General features: G+C 59.4%; 13 protein-coding genes. 4 read left to right on the top strand and 9 right to left on the bottom strand.

What is annotated here, in order from left to right:
* Positions 1–155 precede the first annotated feature (155 nt).
* Entirely contained in the window at positions 156–2,837 is a 2,682-nt protein-coding gene (locus PMW70_RS06545) for a DEAD/DEAH box helicase (protein ID WP_271744288.1), read from the top strand.
* A gap of 80 nt (positions 2,838–2,917) precedes the next feature.
* Here PMW70_RS06545 and PMW70_RS06550 read toward each other — a convergent pair whose 3' ends face one another.
* The 6 genes from PMW70_RS06550 to PMW70_RS06575 all read right to left on the bottom strand — a co-directional run bounded on the left by PMW70_RS06550 (position 2,918) and on the right by PMW70_RS06575 (position 8,685).
* Complete coding sequence (locus PMW70_RS06550) at positions 2,918–4,675, bottom strand: DUF2130 domain-containing protein (RefSeq protein ID WP_117563516.1); 1,758 nt, start codon at positions 4,673–4,675, stop codon at positions 2,918–2,920.
* A 140-nt stretch (positions 4,676–4,815) separates the two neighbouring features.
* Complete coding sequence (locus PMW70_RS06555) at positions 4,816–5,361, bottom strand: metallophosphoesterase (RefSeq protein ID WP_271744289.1); 546 nt, start codon at positions 5,359–5,361, stop codon at positions 4,816–4,818.
* Positions 5,362–5,427: 66 nt separating this feature from the next.
* Positions 5,428–5,607, bottom strand: coding sequence for a hypothetical protein (locus tag PMW70_RS06560; protein WP_118266819.1), 180 nt, complete (start codon positions 5,605–5,607; stop codon positions 5,428–5,430).
* A gap of 18 nt (positions 5,608–5,625) precedes the next feature.
* Positions 5,626–5,952 carry an HIRAN domain-containing protein gene (locus PMW70_RS06565; protein ID WP_117647459.1) on the bottom strand — a complete coding sequence of 109 codons (327 nt, stop codon included), beginning with the start codon at positions 5,950–5,952 and terminating at the stop codon, positions 5,626–5,628.
* Between the two features lie 123 nt (positions 5,953–6,075).
* The gene (locus PMW70_RS06570) at positions 6,076–7,455 is read right to left on the bottom strand and encodes an aldehyde dehydrogenase (protein ID WP_271744291.1); all 1,380 of its coding nucleotides are present in this window, start codon (positions 7,453–7,455) and stop codon (positions 6,076–6,078) included.
* A 9-nt stretch (positions 7,456–7,464) separates the two neighbouring features.
* A complete protein-coding gene (locus PMW70_RS06575; protein WP_271744293.1) occupies positions 7,465–8,685 on the bottom strand; it encodes an iron-containing alcohol dehydrogenase in 1,221 nt (406 codons plus the stop codon).
* A 257-nt stretch (positions 8,686–8,942) separates the two neighbouring features.
* On the opposite strand from PMW70_RS06575, the gene PMW70_RS06580 reads away from it, so the two are divergent.
* Entirely contained in the window at positions 8,943–9,503 is a 561-nt protein-coding gene (locus PMW70_RS06580; RefSeq protein WP_022094328.1) for a ferritin family protein, read from the top strand.
* Between the two features lie 241 nt (positions 9,504–9,744).
* On the opposite strand, the gene PMW70_RS06585 is transcribed toward PMW70_RS06580, so the two are convergent.
* Together PMW70_RS06585 and pdxR are read right to left on the bottom strand one after the other, a co-directional pair.
* Positions 9,745–10,602 (bottom strand): hypothetical protein, encoded by an 858-nt coding sequence (locus PMW70_RS06585; protein WP_271744295.1) that lies wholly within the window; start codon positions 10,600–10,602, stop codon positions 9,745–9,747.
* A 566-nt stretch (positions 10,603–11,168) separates the two neighbouring features.
* Positions 11,169–12,605, bottom strand: a complete 1,437-nt coding sequence (pdxR, locus tag PMW70_RS06590; RefSeq protein WP_271744296.1) for a MocR-like pyridoxine biosynthesis transcription factor PdxR — start codon at positions 12,603–12,605, stop codon at positions 11,169–11,171.
* A gap of 145 nt (positions 12,606–12,750) precedes the next feature.
* On the opposite strand from pdxR, the gene pdxS reads away from it, so the two are divergent.
* Together pdxS and pdxT are read left to right on the top strand one after the other, a co-directional pair.
* On the top strand, positions 12,751–13,641 hold the full coding sequence (gene pdxS, locus PMW70_RS06595) for a pyridoxal 5'-phosphate synthase lyase subunit PdxS (RefSeq protein ID WP_022094325.1): 891 nt from the start codon (positions 12,751–12,753) through the stop codon (positions 13,639–13,641).
* Positions 13,642–13,661: 20 nt separating this feature from the next.
* On the top strand, positions 13,662–14,249 hold the full coding sequence (pdxT, locus tag PMW70_RS06600; protein ID WP_117803748.1) for a pyridoxal 5'-phosphate synthase glutaminase subunit PdxT: 588 nt from the start codon (positions 13,662–13,664) through the stop codon (positions 14,247–14,249).
* A 327-nt stretch (positions 14,250–14,576) separates the two neighbouring features.
* Here the strand turns inward: pdxT and PMW70_RS06605 are convergent, their stop codons facing one another.
* Positions 14,577–15,488 carry a hypothetical protein gene (locus tag PMW70_RS06605; RefSeq protein ID WP_035137032.1) on the bottom strand — a complete coding sequence of 304 codons (912 nt, stop codon included), beginning with the start codon at positions 15,486–15,488 and terminating at the stop codon, positions 14,577–14,579.
* Positions 15,489–15,557: the final 69 nt, after the last annotated feature.

Raw genomic sequence — 15,557 nt, forward strand, 5'->3', positions numbered from 1 at the left:
TGCTCGCAATATCGCAAAAAGTCTACTCACTTGGCTAGCGACTACACTAAACGGCTGGGCAGAACGCCCATTTCCTGCATTTTCTTGCCTGCGAACGCATCGATGCGACGCTACGCCATAATAGTTGGCGGACAATCGCGAGAGAAAGCAAACACATGGCACAGACCACGACAGATATCGCCGCCAGCACCGTCCCCGGTGCCGGAGCCGCCAGTTCATTCTCGGGCGGCACGGGAACCGAAGCCGAATTCGGCTCACTCGGTGCGCTCTCCCCCACCTGGTGGAAGCCCGAGGACGGCAGCGAGCCCGAACCGTGGCTCACGCCCGACCAGGCCTTCGAGCGCTTCTTTGAATGGACGAGCGATCGCGGTATTGAGCTGTGGGACCACCAGGAAGAGGCCCTCATGGATCTAGCCGCCGGCGATCACGTCATTCTGGGCACGCCGACCGGATCGGGCAAGTCGCTTGTCGCGCTGGGCATGCTCTTTATGGGCATGGCACAGGGCAAACGCTGCTATTACACGGCCCCCATCAAGGCTCTGGTCAGCGAGAAGTTTTTCGACCTTGTGCAGGTGCTCGGCCGCGATAACGTCGGTATGATCACCGGCGACACGCATATCAACACCAAGGCGCCCGTCATCTGCTGTACGGCAGAAATCCTCGCCAACGACGCACTACGCGAGGGCGAAGATGCCGATGTTGGCTGCGTCGCCATGGACGAGTTCCACTACTTTGCCGACCCCGATCGCGGTTGGGCCTGGCAGGTGCCGCTGCTCACCCTGCCTCACACGCAATTCATGCTCATGAGCGCCACGCTCGGCGATGTCACTGCCATCGCCGCCTCACTCGAGGAGCACACCGGCGCTGCTTGCGACTTGGTCGTCGACGCCCCGCGTCCTGTTCCGCTGAGTTACGACTATGTGACGACCTCCCTCGAGGGCACGGTCGAGCTCGCCATGCGCCGCGACGAGGCCCCACTCTATATCGTGCACTTTAGCCAGGATGCCGCACTTGCGACGGCACAGTCGCTCGCCAATTTTGGCATTGCCAACAAGGAGCAGCGCGAGGCCATCAAGGAGGCGGCCAAGGGCACGAGCTTCTCGACGGCCTTCGGCAAAATCCTCAAGCGCTTGCTCGGATGCGGCGTCGGCGTGCACCATGCTGGCATGTTGCCGCGCTACCGCCTGCTGGTCGAGCGCTTGGCGCAGCAGGGCCTGCTACCCGTCATCTGCGGCACCGATACGCTCGGCGTCGGTATCAACGTGCCCATCCACACCGTGGTGCTCACCGCGCTCACCAAGTTCGATGGCTATAAGATGCGTCGTCTGCGCGCCCGCGAGTTCCATCAGATTGCCGGTCGTGCCGGCCGCTCGGGCTTCGATACCGAGGGCATGGTCATCGCCGAGGCACCCGAGCACGAGATCGAGAATGCCAAGCTTATGGCCAAGGCGGGCGACGACCCCAAAAAGCTCCGCAAGATTAAAAAGAAGAAGGCCCCCGAGGGCTTTGTCACCTGGAACAAGCAGACGTTCGAGCGCCTGATCGAGACGCAGCCCGAGACACTCAAGCCGCGCCTGCGCATCACGCACTCCATGGTGATTAGCGTGGTCGAGCAGGGTGGCGATGCCCGAGCCCGCGTACACGACCTCATCGAGACGAGCCTGCAGACCCCCGAGGAAAAGGCTAAGCTCGAGGTTCGTGCCGACGAGATCTTCGCCACGCTCATCGATTCCGGCGTCGTCGTTCGCACCGAGGTGCCACTCACGCCCGACGCCCCGACTGACGCCGCACCAGACATCGACTATGCACTGACGGTCGACCTGCCCGAGGACTTTGCGCTCGACCAGCCGCTCTCGCCGTTTTTGCTTGCCGCGCTGGAGCTACTCGACCCCGAGAGTGAGACCTATACCATGGATCTCATCTCGATGGTCGAGGCTACGCTCGAGGATCCCAAGCAGGTATTGCGCGCACAGGAGCGCGCCGCGCGCGACCGCGCGATGGCCGAAATGAAGGCCGACGGCATCGAGTATGAGGAGCGCCTGGAGCGTATTCAGGACGTCACGTACGAAAAGCCGCTTGAGGATTTGCTCGACGCCGCCTTTGACAAGTACTGCCAGGAAGTACCTTGGGCCAACGACTACCAGCTCTCGCCCAAGAGCGTCCTGCGCGACATGCTGGAGAGCGCGAGCGACTTTAAGGGCTATATCCAAAAGCTCGGCATCGCCCGCTCCGAGGGCATTCTGCTGCGCTACCTAGCCGAGGCCTACCGTTCGCTCGACCGCACCGTGCCCATCGAGAAGCGCGACGAGCGTCTGCGCGACATTATCTCGTGGCTCGGCTTTGTGGTGCGCTCGGTGGACTCGAGCCTGGTGGACGAGTGGGAGAACGCCGGCAACCCGGCAGCCCTCGATGCTGCGCCGCCGCAGGGCATCGACGAGGTCGTGGCGGACCGCCGCGGCTGCACGCTGTTGGTGCGCAACGCGCTCTTCCGCCGCGTGACCCTTGCCGCCCGCGAGCACGTTCGCGACCTGGGCGAGCTCGACGACGACTGGGGCATGAGCGAGATCCGCTGGCAAAAAGCACTCGACGCTTACCACGAGCAGCACGAGGAAATCCTCACCGACGGAGATGCCCGCAGCGCCGCGATGTTTTCCATCGACGAGTCCGACGAGAAGACCGCGCACGTATGGCACGTGCACCAGATCTTTGCTGACGAGGATGGCGACCACGATTTTGGCATCATGGGCGATGTCGATCTGGACGCCACGCAAGACGGCGGCGAGGTAATCTTCAAGAACTACCGTGTCGGCTTTATCGAGGACCTGCTCGAGGACTAGCCGGGCGCAATGGGACGAAACAAAGCGGGGTCGCTGGCAACATCGCCAGCGGCCCCGCTTTTTGCGCGATACGCTATCCCCTACTCGGCATCCTCGACCTCATACGAATCCGCCTCGGCTGGCTCATCGTTCGTCTCTGTCGCGGCCCCGCGCGCCTCGTCAAACGCTGCTTTCATGGTCTTGTTGCCCCACGTGAGCTTGCGAATGGTAAGATCGTCGGCTTTCTTGTTGGCAAGGCGCAGATTGTTCTCGGAGGACAGCAACGCCTCCTTGGTTTTCTGCAGATGGCTAATCGTCTTGTCGATCTCATCGATTGCCGTTTGGAACTTGCGGCTCGCGATCTCGTAGTTGCGGCCGAAATCGTTCTTGAACTTCTCCATCTTGGCTTCGAAGTTCGTGACATCGATATTCTGCTGCTTGTACTCCGCCAGCTCCTGCTTATAGCGAAGCGAACCCATGGCGGCATTGCGTAGCAGCGTAATGATGGGAATGAAGAACTGCGGGCGGATCACATACATCTTCTCGTAGCGATAGCTCACGTCCACGATTCCCGCGTTGTAAAGCTCGCTCTCGGGCTCGAGCAGCGTGCAGAGCACCGCGTACTCACAGCCTTTCTGGCGACGATCGTGATCGAGTTTCTTAAAGAAGTCCTCGTTTTTATGCTTGGTCGCGGTCTCGTCGTTCTCGTTTTTCATCTCGAACATAATCGAAATGACCTCGTTGCCGCTCGCGTCGCGCTCACGGAAAATGAAGTCTCCCTTGGTGCCCTCGGATGCATCGTTATCTTTCTCGAAGTACGCATTGGGAAACGCCGTCATGCGCAGACGGTTAAACTCGGTCTCGCAGTGCTGCTCGAGCGACTCGCCCACCATCTTGGTGGACAGGCGAACCTTCATGTCCTTAAGGCGCTCAATCTCTTCATCCTTGTAGCGAATCAGGTCATCGCTCGCGCGCTTGGCCTGCGCAAGCTCGAGCTCGTGTGCCGCCTTGGCTTGCTCCTCGCGAGAATCGCGCACCGCCAGCTCGCTCGTCAGTTTGGCACGTGCCTCATCGCGCTCTCGCTCCGCCGCGGCGACCGCCTCTGACAGGTTCATTTTTGCCATCAGTTCCTGCTCGCGCAGCTGGGCACGCAGGCCCTCGGCCTCTTGCTCGGACTGAGCCTTTGCGGCGGAAAACTTCTCTTGCACCTTCGCGCGATAGTCAGTAAGCGCGCGCTCGGCCTCGCTGCGAGCGGCATCGAGCTCACGCTGCGACTCTGCCGCGGCAGCGGCAAGCGCCATCTCCTGGGCCTTGTCCGCCGCGGCGATCCTGGCCTGCAGCTCGGCAATCTGAGCGTCGCGCGCGGACAGGTCGTTTTGAGCAGCATTGCGTGCCGCCGCCTCGGCAAGCCTGGCTTCATCATCTTTGCGCTCCAACTGCGCACGTAAATTGTCGATCTCGCGCTGAAGCTCGGCATTCTCCTTTTGAGCATCGGAACGAGCCTCAACCGCCGCGCGCTGACTTGCACTCTCGCGCTCTGCGGCAGCGCCTTCGAGCTTGGCGCGCAGCTCGGCAAGCTCAGCGTCGCGCTTGGCAACCTCTTGTGCCAGCTGCTGAGCTGCAGCGTTCTTCTGCTCGACAAGCTGAGCGTCGCGCTGAGACTCTGCCTTTTGCAAAGCAGCCGTCGAGCGCGAGCGCTCAAGCTCCAGTGCCTGCTCGCCCTCGCGCTGGACCGCCTTCACGCGCTCATCCAGGTCGCGCGAGAACTCGGCATCGCGCACCTGCTTGACGATATCCGCATAGCCGGACGCATCGACCTTAAAAACTTCGCCACAATGCGGGCACTTGATCTCGTTCATAGCAGCTCCTCGATGGACGCAAATTTCAACCGCCTACACTCTACCGCGCCGCACGGACAAAAAAGACGCCGCCGCCATAATGGCAACGGCGCCAGAGCCACCACAAAGGTGCCTGTCCCCTTTGTGGTGGCTCTGGCGCCCTATAACCCAAAGAAGCTAAGAATCTGATCGCGGCTTACGGGCTTGTACTCGTTGGCATCGAGACCGACATCGTAGCGAAAGATAGGGCGTTCGCGATCGCGGTTGCGCACGTTGGTGCGGTCTCCCCTGCTGTGGATATGCCCGTGCAGCATGATGGCGCCACGCGCCTTGCCATTCCAGCTGAGCATGGGGTAATGGCTCAACACCAGGCGATGGCCCTTGGCATAGCCGGGAGCAATCTCCAGGTAATCGCGCACGTCTTCCCAAATCTGCGGTACGTCGGGATCTTCCCAGTCGCCGTCATGGTTACCACGGATGAGCGTCACGTTCTGGCATTCGATACGCTCGCGCAGGCGCACCGCCTCCGCCAGGGGCAAACGATAGGTAAAGTCACCCAAAATATAGAGACGGTCGTCCGTCGCCACGCACTCATTGATGGCATCGATGACCTTGCGGTTCATCTCCTCGACCGAATCAAACGGCCGATCCATATCGTGCAAGATATTCGTATCGCCCAGGTGCAGGTCGGCGGTAAACCACATCATCGTCTGTATCCTCATTTCGCAACGTGTCTAACACGTGCCTAGTATACAGACGCTTTGGCGCGTCGGTTAGCCAAAGAGCCCGACGAACGGACCTCGGCGGCGTTTGTCTTTCTTTTTCGACGCATCACCCTGGGCGTTCTTGTCCTGCCGCTTCTTCCGGTCCTGCTCCAACTCATCGTCATCGAGCAGCATATCCCACTCAAACGGATCGTCTGTCAGATCGAACAGGTCGTCGTCATCAACCATGACCGCCTCCATTGCCGACTAGCGGGCATCCACCACATAGAGTCCAACGCGCACCTGATGCCACGGGCTGCGCTCGGGAGCAACCTGCTGCACACGGGCTTCAAATACGTCCCCATGCCCGTAATACATCATCAAGGACAGCGGGCCAACCTCGTCTCCCGGAACATAGCCAAGCTTGGTCTTGCCATAATAGATCGCAACCGCCTCGGGGTCGTGAGGATTATCACGTTCGGCACGCAGCGTCAGTTTATCGCCCGCTTTAAGATCGCCTAGGACCAAAGCGCCGTCGGCATATTGAAATCCTGCAATGTGAAATGACAGAAGAACACGTGAAGGCTCGTACATAGCAACTCCCCTAACGGCCGGATAAACCGGCGTTTAACCTTACAGAGAAGTCTACGAACTCGCGCGGACACAAATTCGCCCCACCCGTGCCTTTTCGACCGTTTGTCGCTACACCATCTGATTCTAATGCACAAACATGCGCACGAACTTGTGCTTCCAGCTTGCGTAAGGAGCGTAGCGGAATGGCACGTCCAACCACGTTGCCTTGTTCACGATGCTCTTCTTGTGGCTAAACGTATCGAAGCTCTCGCGTCCATGGTACTGCCCCATACCGCTCGCTCCCATGCCGCCAAAGCCCATATGACTCGTAGCCAAATGCATAATGGTGTCATTAACACAGCCGCCGCCAAAGGGCACGTAGCGCACAAAGCGCTGCTGAGCCGCGCGATCCTGGCTAAAGATATACAGGGCCAGCGGCGTCGGACGATCCGTAATAAACGCTTCGGCCTCGTCTAAGCTCTCAAACGTCAGCACCGGTAAGATGGGGCCGAAAATCTCCTCCTGCATCACGGCGTCATCGGGGGCCACGCCGTCTAGGATCGTCGGCTCAATCTTGAGCGACGACTCGCGCGCCGTGCCTCCCAGCACAACCTTATCGGAGTCGATCAGCCCGCGCACGCGCACGAAATGCTTGGCGTTGACGATATGTCCGTAGTCCTCGTTATCGAGCGAATGCTCGCCAAACATACGGCGGACCTCCTCCTTGATGAGGCCCAGCAGCTCGTCGTGCACGCTCGTATCGACCAGCAGGTAGTCGGGCGCCACGCAGGTCTGCCCCACGTTGAGCCATTTACCAAAGGCGATACGCCGTGCCGCAACCTTCAAGTTTGCCGTCGCATCCACGATGCAGGGACTCTTTCCGCCCAGCTCAAGCGTCACGGGCGTAAGGTTTTTACTTGCGCGCTCCATGACGAGCTTGCCGACCGGAACGCTACCGGTAAAGAAGATCTTGTCCCAGCACTCATCGAGTAGCGCTTCGTTTTCGGCCCGCCCGCCCTCGACAACCGTCACCAGGCGCGGATCAAATGCCTCTTCGCAGATTTGCTTGAGCACCGCGCTCGATGCAGGAGCATAGGCGCTCGGCTTGATGACCACAGTATTGCCCGCGGCAAGGGCGCCGGCGAGTGGCTCGAGCGTCAACAAAAACGGATAGTTCCATGGAGCCATGATGAGCGTGACGCCATAGGGCACGGCTTGCGTTTTGCACACACTCACGGCGTTGGCAAGGTCACACGGACGCAGGCGCGAACGACTCCATCGAGCCACATGCGCGATCTGATGACGAATCTCGGAAAGCGAGGTGCCAATTTCGCACATATAGGCCTCGTCATGCGACTTTCCCAAATCGGTCTTGAGCGCATGGGCAATATCGGCCTCGTGGGCCCGTACCGCATCGCGTAAACTCACGAGCGCACGACGTCGAGCATCGACATCAAACGTGGCGTGCGTCTTAAAGTAGGCGCGCTGATCGCCGACGATGCGCGCAATTTCCTCGGTGTTCATGGCGCCCTCCTAGTTCTCGTCCTCAAGCATACCACCCGCGACGACCTCGTACATACGCTCGAGCTCCAAGCGGTCCATTAAAAGCGGAACGGGGTACAGCGGATTAGCCCCGGCATCGGCGTGCGTTGCCATTTCGGGAATGTCGGAGCGGCGAATGCCTGTCACATATTTGGGGATACCCAGGGCAACGTTCATGCGGTCGACCCAATCGATAAAGGCCTCGGCCGCAAGACCGTCCTGCGCGGTAGCCGGCGCAATGCCCGCCATGCGAGCAAGATCGGCGAGCTTGGGGGCGGCGGCGTCACCATAAGCGCGAAGCATGTGCGGCAGGATGATCGCGTTGGCCAAGCCGTGCGGAATCCCGTATCGTCCGCCCAGGCTGTGTGCAATGGCATGCACGTAGCCCACGTATGAGCGCGTAAAGGCAACACCCGCTTTATACGCCGCCGAAAGCATATTGCGGCGCGCACGCATGTTGTCGCCATGCTCATAGGCCTCGAGCAAATTATCGCGGATGAGTTGCACCGCCTGACGCGCCATCTTGCGCGTATAGGGCGTGGTGCTGCGCCCGATAAAGGCCTCGACGGCATGCGTCAGAGCATCCATGCCCGTCTGCCCCGTAATGGAGGCGGGCAGGCCGCGCGTAAACTCGGGGTCGTGCACCGCAAAGCGCGGGATAAGCACAAAGTCGTTAATGGGGTACTTGTAGTGCGACTCGTCATCGGTAATGACCGCTGCGAGCGTGACCTCGCTACCCGTACCTGCCGTGGTGGGAACGGCGATGAGCAGCGGCAGGCGACGATGAACGCGCAGCAGGCCGCGCATCTTGTTGATGGGCTTGTATGGCTGCGCAATGCGCGCCCCCACACCCTTGGCGCAGTCCATGGCCGAACCGCCACCAAAGCCGATAATGGCCTGGCAGGCGCTCGCGCGATACAGGGACGCCGCTTCCTCCACGTTTGAGACCGTGGGGTTCGCACGTGTTTCGGCATAGACCGCAACGCCAATTCCCTTGGACGCGAGCGCTGTCTCGAGCGGTGCCGTGAGCCCCAGACGGGCAATGCCGGGATCCGTCACGATAAGGACCTTCTGGATCGAGCGCTTTTGAAGCACCGCGGGCACATCCTCGGCATGCTCTAAAATGCGCGGCTCGGTATAGGGCAGGATTGGCAATGCAATGCGAAAAACCGTCTGATATGTTCGACACCAGGCACGACGGGCTAGATGCATAAAGGAAACTCCTTCATTTGTTGATAGGTCAACATTTGCTCGACCGATTGTACTCATCGGAGGTCGCACGAGGTCTAGCAATCGTTAATCAATCAACATCTTCACATGCCCAAAATTGTTTTATTAAAAATCATTCCTAATAGGCTTCACATTCGGTCGCATTTATGGATAATAGAACTCGTCAAGACGCACGTCCGGAGAGGGCCCTTACGGGACCGGACGAGCGCGCCATCGCCATCGATCGAAAGGATCGAATTATGAAGTTTGTTTGCCCCGTTTGCGGTTATGTGGAAGAGTTCGACGGCGACCAGCTGCCCGAGGATTTCAAGTGCCCCCAGTGCGGCGTTCCCGGCTCTCGCTTCCTGAAGCAGGAGGAGGGTCAGCTCGAGTGGGCTGCCGAGCACGTCGTGGGCGTCGCCAAGATGGAGGGCGTCTCCGAGGACATCGTTGCTGACCTGCGTGCCAACTTTGAGGGCGAGTGCTCTGAGGTCGGTATGTACCTGGCCATGGCTCGCGTCGCTCATCGCGAGGGCTATCCCGAGATCGGCCTGTACTGGGAGAAGGCTGCCCACGAGGAGGCCGAGCACGCCGCCAAGTTCGCCGAGCTCCTGGGCGAGGTCGTGACCGACTCCACCAAGAAGAACCTCGAGATGCGCGTTGAGGCCGAGAACGGCGCCACCGCCGGCAAGACCGATCTCGCCAAGCGCGCCAAGGCCGCTGGTCTCGATGCCATCCACGACACCGTGCACGAGATGGCTCGCGACGAGGCTCGCCACGGCAAGGCTTTCGCCGGCCTGCTGAAGCGCTACTTTGGCTAAGCCAACCGCTTGAGACATAACCTCTAGCTCGATGAGGCCCGGACCGTATTGGTTCGGGCCTTTTTGTGTCTCGCGGACTCGTTAACGCCCTGAAATAGAGCTATCTTCGGCATCGGTCTCTCGTCAAAAACTAAGTGAGTAGACTTTTTGGAACTTGCCGAGCAGACCATCCGTATTGCTTTATAAAGTCGCAGGTAAATGACTTGTTTCAAAACGGCCTGGTCGCCAAAGTGCCAAAAGCCTACTCACTTAGAACCGAAGCCGTCCACGATCGAGCTGCTTTGTGTCTAACGGGCATCTTTCCGTCAATTACTCCCAATTTTGTCCAGTCAACGAATAGTTCAGACCGGAGTAATGTCTCAGCCCTTTGCTCATCTGAGCTTTTATCACGATAATCAGCATCGAGCATCCTGCATACGGCCTTAACGATCGCGCGGAATCTATCCTCATCGGATATCTGTCTGTGTGTCAGGAGAAGTACATCGTAGCCCATGGCCTGAAGGGCCGTCATGCGGTCAGCGTCACGCAAGCCATCCCCTGCGCGTCCGTGCGAGGCCTTTCCCTGACATTCAATGGCCACCTGTCGCCTGCCGTCCAGCGAAGAAAGAAGTAGGTCGATATATACACGGGACTTTCCCACAATCGCTCGAGCACTTGTGCTTAGCATCACTTCAACATTGAGCTCTATGCCGCAAAAACCTTCTCCTCCCAGGGATCGCGGCAGTGCAAGTAGCAAATACGCCTCGACCTCAAAAGGCGACGCGGCGCCCAATGGAACGAGTTGCGATACCGCTATAAATCTATTGCCGTAACGCATCCCGCAAACATCTGAACAAAAACGGTCAAGGTCTCCGCCCAAAACCAAAGCGTCTCGACGCCATAAATTTGAGGCGGTGCCGTCCTCGGACGGGCAGCGCACCCAACCGAACGTTGTCGAAATCGCGCCCGAATCAATTGCACGCGAAAGCTCCGCCTCAAGTGCCGCCGGCAGGGCACACACCGCAAACAAGCCACACATCTCCGCCAATACCAAAAGAAGCTGAAGATCCGTCAGATGCCGCAACATGATGAATGCCGTCAGTAGAGGAGACGTAATCAAAACCCCATGCTCCGTTTCCAGCACGGATTCCCTGGGAAGCTCACCAAGAAACAGCCGCTGCCTAATGCTGGCAGGACAAGTCCGTTTGTTTCTCGTCCGAACCAATGTATACAACGGAAAAACGAGCGCGACCGCAGCCGTCGGGTTGCGGGCGAGATCATATCGCTGCCGGTCTTCTTCCGGTCGTGGAAGCGGCGGACACAAAGCGCGGACTTGAGGAGGCAAACGCCAGTACCTAAAAGCTGATATGTCACAAAGTAGATCCTTCATAGGCACAGGAAAACACGAATTTCAACCCAGTCAGTCACGCATTGGCGCGAACGCACCAAAAATGGCGCCGAACGGACTGCCAAGTTTTCAACAGCCCTCCCCAACTGGCCAAAAGCTTGCCGAGAGCTGGACGAAGCCCTGTTGAAAACCCCATTTTTTTCTCATGCAGGAGCTTTGCGCGGCAAGTGAGTAGACTTTTTTGAACATCCCGAGCAGGCCGGTCATCCTGCTTTTCAAAACCGCAGGTAGATAGCTTGTTACAAAACTGTCTGGTCGCCAAAGTGCTAAAAGTCTACTCACTTAGGTTGCAGAGTGCTCCCCATTAGCTGCAATTCCAAGGTAGTTAGTACTTTTGGACTCAGATCGTCATACTGAACAAGAATTTGAGTTGAGTTTTCAGGGACAGATGCGCCATCGGCACACCAAAAACAGTCACCGATATCGATAAAAGGGATGCTCGAGCGCGTGAGGGCCCGTGCAAAAGAGCTTCCGCCCGCGTCACACTCCACGGCCACGACGCAGTAAAGGCCGGCGTCCGCGTACTCGATCGAGACTTCCCCTGCCGGAAACGTTTTCCGTACAAGCGCCGCCAGGCCATCACGCGCCCCACGAGCACGAGCGCGCACGCGGTTCACATGTCGCTCGTAATCACCCGATTCCAGCAAACGCGCCAAGGCAACCTGATCAACAGAACTTACCGACGAGGCGTAGAAACCAAGGTTGCGTTTAAACCTCTCCATTAGTTCATCGGGCAGCACCATGTACGCCAAACGCAACGCCGATGAAAGGCTCTTCGAAAACGTGTTGGTGTAGATAACCGACTGGGCGGCATCGATCGACGCGAGCGCGGGAATCGGCTTGCCGGCAAGGCGAAACTCACAATCAAAGTCGTCTTCGATGAGATACCGACCTGGCCGCTCGGCGGCCCAGCTCAGCAACGCATAGCGACGTGCAATGCTCGTCACAAGACCGGTCGGATACTGATGAGACGGCATCAGGTGAAGGACATCGGTCCCGGTTTTCTGCAGCGCGCTCAAGTCCACGCCCTCAGCATCCAACGGGATATGCCGCACTTCGCAACCCATGGCCTGATAGATGCGCGTCAAGCGCAAATAGCCTGGATCCTCGACGGCATACACCTTGTCCGCGCCAAGCAACTGAACCAACATGGTATCGAGCAGCTGGGCGCCCGCACCGATAACGATGTTGTCGGGGTCGACATTCATGCCCCTTGTCCCGCGCAGATGGTGCGCAATCGCACGTCGCAGTCGAGCGGTGCCCTGCGCCGGTGCGGGCGAAAAGATTTCACGTTCGTCTTCGGACGTCAGCGTCGCCCGTAGCGCACTTTGCCAAAGCCGCGCCGCCTCCAAAGCGGAAGGAGAAAGTGCGTCGAATCGCTCTGCCTGCCCCATGGCATCATGCGCGCTGGGACCAACAGGGACAGCGTCTCGGTCGATATCCCCCGCAGCAAAAGCCAAAACCGGCGCATCCGGAAGCTCGCACGCGTAGTAGCCACGACGCGGCATCGAGCAAATATAGCCCTCGGCAAGCAACTGGCTATATGCATTCTCGATGGTAATGACACTGATACCCAAATGACTCGCAAAGGCGCGCTTAGACGGCAGATGCTCCCCCGCCGCAATACGGCCAGCAACAATATCATCGCGAATTTGCTGGTAAACATACTCATAAAGCGATGCTTCGCCGCGATTTTCCAAATTGTAGTCAAGCATGGGTCTATCACCTGACCTTATCGAATCATTCAATCTGGCATTAGTCTGACCTTGTTATTATCTCGAAAACTGAGTATTTCGCCATACCCAGCTCCCCGATAGGATGTTCCGTCAAGCAATGTACATGCCAACCAAGGGAGCAACCATGGCAGAACAGACCAGCAAGGCCGATCGCGTCAAACTCAATCGCGAACTCGCGCAGATGCTCAAGGGCGGCGTCATCATGGACGTCACCACGCCCGAGCAAGCACGCATCGCCGAGGAGGCGGGCGCCTGCGCCGTCATGGCGCTCGAGCGTATCCCGGCCGACATCCGCGCCGCAGGCGGCGTCTCGCGCATGAGTGATCCCAAGATGATCAAGGGCATCCAGGAGGCCGTCTCCATCCCCGTTATGGCCAAGTGTCGCATCGGTCACATTGTCGAGGCGCAGGTCCTGCAGGCCATCGAGATCGATTACATCGATGAGTCCGAGGTCCTCTCCCCCGCCGATGATGTCTATCACATCGACAAGACCCAGTTTGACGTGCCGTTTGTCTGCGGCGCCCGCGATCTGGGCGAGGCGTTGCGCCGTGTTGCTGAGGGCGCCACGATGATTCGTACCAAGGGCGAGCCGGGCACGGGCGACGTCGTTCAGGCCGTGCGTCACATGCGCAAGATCCAAAAGCAGATCCGCGACGTTGTTGCTCTGCGCGACGACGAGCTCTTTGAGGCAGCCAAGCAGCTGCAGGTTCCGGTCGAGCTGGTGCGCGAGGTCCATGCCACGGGCAAGCTCCCCGTCGTAAACTTTGCCGCTGGCGGAGTCGCGACCCCCGCCGACGCCGCGCTGATGATGCAGCTGGGCGCCGAGGGCGTCTTTGTTGGCTCGGGCATCTTTAAGAGCGGCGACCCCGCCAAGCGCGCCGCCGCCATCGTCAAGGCCGTGGCAAACTTCACCGACGCCAAGCTCATCGCCGAGCTTTCGGAGGACCTGGGCGAGGCCATGGTGGGCATCAACGCCGACGAAATCGAGATCATCATGGAGGAGCGCGGGCGCTAGTCCAGCAGAAAGGATCGCACATGAGCGATTATGCAGACCAAACGGTCGCCGTGCTGGCGGTCCAGGGCGCTTTTGCCGAGCACGAGGCAAGACTGTCCGAGCTGGGCGCACGCTGTATTGAGCTGAGGCAGGCGGCTGATTTGAAGCAGAACTTTGACCGTCTGGTACTTCCCGGCGGCGAGTCTACCGTTCAAGGGAAACTGCTTGATGAGTTAGGCATGCTCGAGGAGCTTCGTACCCGTATCGCTGAAGGTATGCCCGTCCTGGGCACCTGCGCCGGCCTGATTCTGCTGGCTCACGACCTTGCCGCTCATGACGATAAGGGCACGTCGCGTTTGGCAACCATGGATGTACTCGTCGAGCGCAATGCCTACGGCAGGCAACTCGGCAGCTTTCGAGCCAAGGGGCAGGTAGCCGGCATCGACGGTGAAGTGCCGCTGACGTTTATCCGCGCGCCCCGCATCGTCGAAGTGCACGGCGACACTGAGGCCCTAGCCGAAGTCGACGGTCGCATCGTCGCCGCCCGCCAAGGCAACCAGCTCGGCGTCACCTTCCACCCCGAGCTCGACGAAGACACCCACCTCCACGAACTGTTCCTGCAAATGTAGGCAGAATTTAAACGAGCGTGGATTTTCGGACATACAACAAATGAGAGTGGATAATCTCCCACTTTGAGCGTGAATGCAGGCTTAAACCGGGAGATTATCCACTCTCATGCTATGTAGTCGTTTAAGAACGTCCCCAATGACTACCTTGGATCATGGCAACGCCGATGTTTTGGCAACGCCAGCGAGCGCCGCCCAGGGCGAACAAGTTGGCATGAAAAAGGCAAGGCATAGACCTTCTGGTCATGCCTTGCCTTTTGAATGACAAATTATCGCCCTGGGTGGCGCGCAGCGTCAACTAGTTACGCGGTTCGTAGAACCGCGTAACCCCTAAAAGCGGTTGCCGCGGAAGCCGCCACCGTTGCGGCCGCCACGATCGCCACCGCGACCGCCGCGGTCGTTACCACGGTTGCCGCCAAAGCCGCCACGGTTGCCACCACGGTCGCCATAGCCACCACGGTTGCCGCCAAAGCCACCGCGACCGCCACGGTCGCCGCCACGGTCACCAAAGCCGCCACGGCCGCCACGATCGCCACCGCGACCGCCGCGGTCACCACCACGGCCACCGCGATCGCCAAAGCCACCGCGACCGCCGCGGTCGCCGCCACGGCCACCGCGATCGTCACGGCCACCGCGAGGACCGCGGTCCTCGTCCAGGCCCATGGCGACGAGCGGAGCGATAACCTTATCGAGAGCGGCCATCAGCTCGGTGGCCTCCTCGTAAGAAAGCTCGGGCAGGAGCTTCTCCTTCTTGTTGGCAAGCTCGACCAGGCCCTCAGCGGCATCCTCGGCAGCGAAGACGACGATCTTGCGCATATCGCCCTCGGCGTCGTCGATGCGGCCGACCAGATCGGCAGCCTCGGCCTCGGCCATCAGGCCATCGAGTTCACGAAGGCGCATGCCCAGCAGGTCGGACATCTCCTTCTGCTCCATCTTGGGCTTGAGGTCAAGCAGCTTGATGGCGCGCTCAATGTTCGCCATACGCTCGGCCTTGGCCTCCTCCTCCTTGGAAATAGCAAAGCGACGGCTACGCAGCAGGCGGGCGGCCTTCTGCATCTTGTCCATCAGCTCTTCGTCATCGTAATCAACGGCGGCCTCGACAACCTCGGCCTCCTCCTCGGCGGAAACCTCGTCAGCAGCCTCAACCTCGGCAGCTTCGGTCTCCACGGTCTCGACTGCCTCGACCTCGGCAGCCATGGTCTCGTTCTCGGTCTCGTTCATGATCTCTTCGTTCTCGGACATGAGACTCCTTCTTGGCCCTCTCGGGCATCATCGCCCCATTCGCGGGGCCCGTCGCGCACTCTTTGCGCT

Origin of the sequence: Collinsella aerofaciens, from assembly GCF_028209625.1 — a bacterium.
GTDB classification, from domain to species: domain Bacteria; phylum Actinomycetota; class Coriobacteriia; order Coriobacteriales; family Coriobacteriaceae; genus Collinsella; species Collinsella aerofaciens_AM.

Bases quoted from the DNA above. Each gene is read 5' to 3' on its own strand.
- PMW70_RS06545 (WP_271744288.1), top strand. From the start codon at position 156: ATGGCACAGACCACGACAGATATCGCCGCCAGCACCGTCCCCGGTGCC.
- PMW70_RS06550 (WP_117563516.1), bottom strand. From the start codon at position 4,675: ATGAACGAGATCAAGTGCCCGCATTGTGGCGAAGTTTTTAAGGTCGAT.
- PMW70_RS06555 (WP_271744289.1), bottom strand. From the start codon at position 5,361: ATGATGTGGTTTACCGCCGACCTGCACCTGGGCGATACGAATATCTTG.
- PMW70_RS06560 (WP_118266819.1), bottom strand. From the start codon at position 5,607: ATGGTTGATGACGACGACCTGTTCGATCTGACAGACGATCCGTTTGAG.
- PMW70_RS06565 (WP_117647459.1), bottom strand. From the start codon at position 5,952: ATGTACGAGCCTTCACGTGTTCTTCTGTCATTTCACATTGCAGGATTT.
- PMW70_RS06570 (WP_271744291.1), bottom strand. From the start codon at position 7,455: ATGAACACCGAGGAAATTGCGCGCATCGTCGGCGATCAGCGCGCCTAC.
- PMW70_RS06575 (WP_271744293.1), bottom strand. From the start codon at position 8,685: ATGCATCTAGCCCGTCGTGCCTGGTGTCGAACATATCAGACGGTTTTT.
- PMW70_RS06580 (WP_022094328.1), top strand. From the start codon at position 8,943: ATGAAGTTTGTTTGCCCCGTTTGCGGTTATGTGGAAGAGTTCGACGGC.
- pdxR (WP_271744296.1), bottom strand. From the start codon at position 12,605: ATGCTTGACTACAATTTGGAAAATCGCGGCGAAGCATCGCTTTATGAG.
- pdxS (WP_022094325.1), top strand. From the start codon at position 12,751: ATGGCAGAACAGACCAGCAAGGCCGATCGCGTCAAACTCAATCGCGAA.
- pdxT (WP_117803748.1), top strand. From the start codon at position 13,662: ATGAGCGATTATGCAGACCAAACGGTCGCCGTGCTGGCGGTCCAGGGC.
- PMW70_RS06605 (WP_035137032.1), bottom strand. From the start codon at position 15,488: ATGTCCGAGAACGAAGAGATCATGAACGAGACCGAGAACGAGACCATG.